The sequence below is a fragment of the Parendozoicomonas verongulae genome, assembly GCF_009711465.1.
Lineage (GTDB): Bacteria > Pseudomonadota > Gammaproteobacteria > Pseudomonadales > Endozoicomonadaceae > Sansalvadorimonas > Sansalvadorimonas verongulae.
This window is the reverse complement of the sequence record NZ_SMME01000832.1, coordinates 21,299-25,590: the sequence shown is the minus strand read 5'-3', so window position 1 is coordinate 25,590 and position 4,292 is coordinate 21,299. Positions and strand designations below refer to the sequence as shown.

Annotated in this window: 7 protein-coding genes; 3 read left to right on the top strand and 4 right to left on the bottom strand. The window is 49.9% G+C overall.

From position 1 onward, the window contains the following. Positions 1-243: 243 nt before the first annotated feature. From E1189_RS11810 to E1189_RS26355, 3 genes are all read right to left on the bottom strand, one after another. Positions 244-1,062: an ankyrin repeat domain-containing protein gene (locus E1189_RS11810; protein WP_155160532.1), complete on the bottom strand. Its 819-nt coding sequence runs from the start codon at positions 1,060-1,062 to the stop codon at positions 244-246. 196 nt (positions 1,063-1,258) lie between these two features. Then, on the bottom strand, positions 1,259-1,555 hold the full coding sequence (locus E1189_RS26360; RefSeq protein ID WP_456238839.1) for an aromatic amino acid lyase: 297 nt from the start codon (positions 1,553-1,555) through the stop codon (positions 1,259-1,261). After that, the gene (locus E1189_RS26355; RefSeq protein ID WP_456238840.1) at positions 1,552-1,632 is read right to left on the bottom strand and encodes an aromatic amino acid lyase; all 81 of its coding nucleotides are present in this window, start codon (positions 1,630-1,632) and stop codon (positions 1,552-1,554) included. Before E1189_RS26355 ends, E1189_RS26360 begins: the two co-directional genes overlap by 4 nt. 4 nt (positions 1,633-1,636) lie before the next feature. Here E1189_RS26355 and E1189_RS11800 point away from each other — a divergent pair, with 4 nt between their 5' ends. The 3 genes from E1189_RS11800 to E1189_RS11790 all read left to right on the top strand — a co-directional run bounded on the left by E1189_RS11800 (position 1,637) and on the right by E1189_RS11790 (position 3,703). Next, positions 1,637-2,575, top strand: coding sequence for an MATE family efflux transporter (locus E1189_RS11800; RefSeq protein ID WP_155160531.1), 939 nt, complete (start codon positions 1,637-1,639; stop codon positions 2,573-2,575). A 91-nt stretch (positions 2,576-2,666) separates the two neighbouring features. Continuing rightward, on the top strand, positions 2,667-3,182 hold the full coding sequence (locus tag E1189_RS11795; protein WP_155160530.1) for a DUF2878 domain-containing protein: 516 nt from the start codon (positions 2,667-2,669) through the stop codon (positions 3,180-3,182). Positions 3,183-3,253: 71 nt separating this feature from the next. Then, the gene (locus tag E1189_RS11790; RefSeq protein ID WP_329602005.1) at positions 3,254-3,703 is read left to right on the top strand and encodes a chalcone isomerase family protein; all 450 of its coding nucleotides are present in this window, start codon (positions 3,254-3,256) and stop codon (positions 3,701-3,703) included. Positions 3,704-3,762: 59 nt separating this feature from the next. Here the strand turns inward: E1189_RS11790 and E1189_RS25485 are convergent. After that, the coding region (locus E1189_RS25485) for an aromatic amino acid lyase (RefSeq protein ID WP_230460347.1) at positions 3,763-4,292 on the bottom strand (530 nt) is incomplete at its 5' end.

Sequence of the window (4,292 nt, the reverse complement as noted above, 5' to 3'; positions counted from 1 at the left end):
GCTGGCGTAGAACCACCACAGTTTCTTGTGTGTTCTTAACATAGCTCAACCCTCGAGCTGTCATGAGTCATGGGGGAAAGGTATGGCACTCCACAAGACGGATATCAAGTTATAGCAAGTTCCAGTATCACGCCCTTTACACTCTCCCCCCAGTACTTTTCATGCAGTGGGAACGATTGCCGAGGTTAGCGAAGTCTGCACAGTGCTCATGGATCTTCTGACTGCCTCATTGGGTGACTGAGTTTATTTCTTTGAACCACTCTGTACGTTGAATATGGACATTTCAATAGCCTCCTGTGATGGGGCAGCGGTGACTTCAACAGACTTCGTATTTCGTCTACGTTGAGGTGCTTGACGTTGCTCTGTATGCACCTGACTTGCCTGTTTGAGATAGTCAATGATTTGTGTGTATTCCAAACGTTTATTTCTAGAGCCAAAAAAGAGCTGATCATACCAGAGTAATTTTGCCAGAGTCAGTGGGGCCCTGCTAAAATTTTCATCAACGTACCACTCTTTTGATGGATCCGCGCCTGTCTCGAGCAAGAGCTTGACCATCTCGACATGACCATCCTTAATGGCTTGTATCAAAGCTGTGGCACCAAGGTGCTCTTTACCGTCTTGTACCTGATCCACATCAATATTTTTAGTCTTCAATAAGACTTTAATGACATCGATATGGGCAGTGTAAGCGGCCGCAAACAAAACCGTGTATCCCCAGCATTTTTTATTAACCTGTGCTCCTGCGTCCACTAAACGCTGAACCACTTCAGCGTGCCCTTTGATAGTCGCCATAAACAGGCCATGAACATGTGTGCCAGACCCTCTATTGGGAAAGTATTTGTTAATATCAAAGTCGCCTTGACTCAGAAAAACGTTCACCGCTTCCAGATTTCCTTCACGGCATGCAGCCAGAAAATCATGTTCACCATATTTATTCACCAGTGGAACCTTCAGCTCTACTTTGTTGCATTCACCTGCAGCCAGGGCGTCTGTACAAATCTGCAAATTGAGGAGGAAAAAGCTGGCGTAGAACCACCACAGTTTCTTGTGCGTTCTTAACATAGCTCAACCATCACGTTGTCATGAGGCAGGGGGAAAGGTATGGCACTCCAGAAGACGGATATCAAGTTATGGCGAGTTCCCGTATCTATGACTTTGATAATCCGGGTACTTGTCATTCGCTCAAAATGAGAAAAGGCCGGTTATCCCTTGCAGGATAACCGGCCTTTTCTTTTCTATCATTGGCTAAATAAGGCTTTTAAGCAAAACTCATCATCAGTTCATCATCCACAAACTGATTCAGTTCACCGCTGGTAACCAGTCTGGTAATCGCCTCAATATCCGATCCGAAGTAACGATCCTTATCGTAGAAAGGCACATGCTCACGGATGATTGCCATGGCAACAGGTTCTGCGTGGAAGTTACCGCCGGAGATGATGGTGTCCTCCTCCGCAAACACCAGCGGGTTATCAGAAATCGCGTTAGCTTCAATCAGGGCGGATACCGGCTTGCCTTCTACAAAGGCCTGACCTTCGCCCAGCAGCACACAGCTCATGTGAGCCAGAGGGAAAGGTCGCCACTGGCACCGACAGAACCTTTCTCCGGTACGCAGGGGTAGATATCGGAGTTCACCAGTTTGATCAGTGCGTTAATCAGCTCCAGTTGTACAGCGCTTGCGGCTATTTATCTGGCAACACCTTTCTTTGCGTTGTTTACAGCGGCAGCTCTGATGGTGGGCGTTGGCGGCGCGGCTTTGATGTCTATCGAACTGGGTAAGGGCAATAAAGAGAAAGGACAGTCGTTGTTTGTTCAGTCTATGAAACTGACGTTTATGATCAGCTTTACGCTGGTGGCTGTTGCGCTGTTTTTCCTGGACGACATTATCCATCTGATGGGTGCCACCGGTACGGTTGCAGGCCTGACCGTTGACTTCCTCGGCACGCTGTTGTGGTTCTTTGAGATTTACTCTCTGGGCTGGGTGGCTTCCTGCTTTATCCGCAACGATACCAACCCACGTCTGGGGATGTATGCCATGTGCGTAGGTGCGGCGTTGAATGTGGTGTTCGACTACCTGTTTATATTCCAGTTTGGCTGGGGAGTGAAAGGTGCGGCGCTGGCAACGGGCTTAGCTCAGGTTCTGATGTTCTGCTACCTGATGAGTCACTTTGTTCGTGGCCAGGGCATTCTGAGACTGAAGTTTCGTGGTTATAAGCTGGTAGACGCTCGTCGTATTCTGGCACTGGGCCTGCCTACATTCTTCCTTGGTCTGCGCTTCTACTTCCTCATTCCACCCTTGATGGGTTTGAATATTGTGACGGCGACTTTGTTCCAATCCACTGGTGATGCTAAGCGCACTACCGTGCTCTCCCTGAGCCGTGGGTTTGTGTTTGTTCTGCTGGGTCTGCTGATTCTGCCTAAGTTCTTCCCTGTGGATGGGGTTTGGGGAAGCATGCTGTTTGCGGAGGTTCTGGCTGCAGTGATGAGTGTGTTCCTGCTGGTTCAGCGCACAAGCCCGCTGAAGAAAGTGGGTGTTGCTGAGCAACCTGAAAATGGTACTTATGCAGAAGCTGCGTAATGTGGCTGTGTAATTAGGCTCCCACAATGTGATCCCAATCCGGTCATAGCACGTAAGGATTAACAAATATCTCGAATATGTTGATCTGTCTATGGCCTGGAATCGCGACCTTTTCCTGAACGGCGTCTGGTTTTACCTGATTTGGCTGAGTGCCGTTTGGGGAAGGGGCGATTTTTTACCTCTGACCCTCGCCCTGCTGGTTTTGCATGGGTATCTCCACAGAAAGCAGGCGACTGAGTTTCTCCTGATAGCTGGTGTGGCCGGAACCGGCATAACCATTGATCAAGGCCTGTTCTGGGCTGGGTTTTACCTCTTTCCTGATTCTCCCCCTGATGCAATGGTTCTACCGAGCTGGTTGCTGCTGCTTTGGTTCGGTTTTGCAGCCACCCTTCGCCATAGCCTGAGTTTCCTTTCTTCACCCCCTTTCCTCGCAGCGCTGTTCGGTGCCATTGGTGGCCCTTCCAGCTATTTTGCTGGAGTGCAGCTTGGGGCGGTGGATTTGGGTTATGGCACACTTCCCACTTTGTGCACTCTTGCTGCGATATGGGCTGTACTTCTGCCACTGTTTTTCCAACTCAACGATAAGCTTGTGAGGGCATACGGATGATACCCAGATGCATAGTTGTGATATTGCTTTTGGGAAGTAGCAGTCTCTGGGCCGGTTCGGATTTTAAAACGGTGGGAAAAACCCGGCTCAATATACTGTTCTGGTCAATCTACGATATCGAACTGCTGACGCAGGATGGTTTCTATTCTCAAGGGCGTTTACCCCTGCGATTGAAAATTACTTATTTGCGGGATTTCACGGCAGACAGCCTTGTGGAACAAACCTCAAAGGAGTGGCGGGCTTTGGGTATCACGACACCCAAAACGATTCGCTGGATGGCAGCACTGCAGAGCATATGGCCGGATGTATCGGAGCAGGACTCTCTGGAGCTTCACGTGGACTGCGACAGTGTCAGCCGTTTTTACTTCAATGGAATGCTGGTGGGTACGATAGCGGATAAACAGTTTGCTCCGGCCTTCGTAGCCATCTGGCTTTCCAGAAAAACCAGCCAGCCTGAGATGAGGCGTGAGCTTTTGGCCAATAAAACTATTTTAAGTGATGAACAGTCTGTCTGTAGTTAGCTTGGAAGGTGCAAAAGGCCGGTTATCCTTTGGGGGATAACCGGCCTTTTTATCGCCTGTTAAGCGAAACTCATCATCAGTTCATCATCCACAAACTGATTCAGTTCACCGCTGGCCACCAGTTTGGTAATCGCCTCAATATCCGGGCCGAAGTAACGATCTTTATCATAGAACGGTACATGTTCACGGATGATTGCCATAGCATCCTGCAAAGCTGCAGAAGGCTTATTGGGCTGACGCATATCCACGCCCTGAGCCGCTGCAAGCAGTTCGATGGCGAGTATAGATGACGTATTGGCATTCATATCCCGCAAACGACGTGCGCCGTAAGTTGCCATGGACACATGGTCTTCCTGGTTGGCGGATGTTGGCAGACTGTCGGCTACCGACGGATGGCTCAGGCAGCGGTTTTCGCTGGCCAGTGCCGCCGCCGTGTTATGGGCAATCATAAAACCAGAGTTCACGCCGCTGTTTTCCACCAGAAAGGCTGGCAGGCCACTGAGGTGTTTATCAACCAGCAGGGCGATACGGCGCTCACTGATGGCACCGATTTCCGCCGTTGCCAGCGCAATAGCTTCTGCTGCCATGC

What these genes read in the sequence shown, in the direction of transcription:
- E1189_RS11810 (WP_155160532.1), bottom strand. Translation starts at nt 1,062, where the DNA reads ATGTTAAGAACGCACAAGAAACTGTGGTGGTTCTACGCCAGCTTTTTC.
- E1189_RS26360 (WP_456238839.1), bottom strand. Translation starts at nt 1,555, where the DNA reads ATGAGCTGTGTGCTGCTGGGCGAAGGTCAGGCCTTTGTAGAAGGCAAG.
- E1189_RS11795 (WP_155160530.1), top strand. Translation starts at nt 2,667, where the DNA reads ATGGCCTGGAATCGCGACCTTTTCCTGAACGGCGTCTGGTTTTACCTG.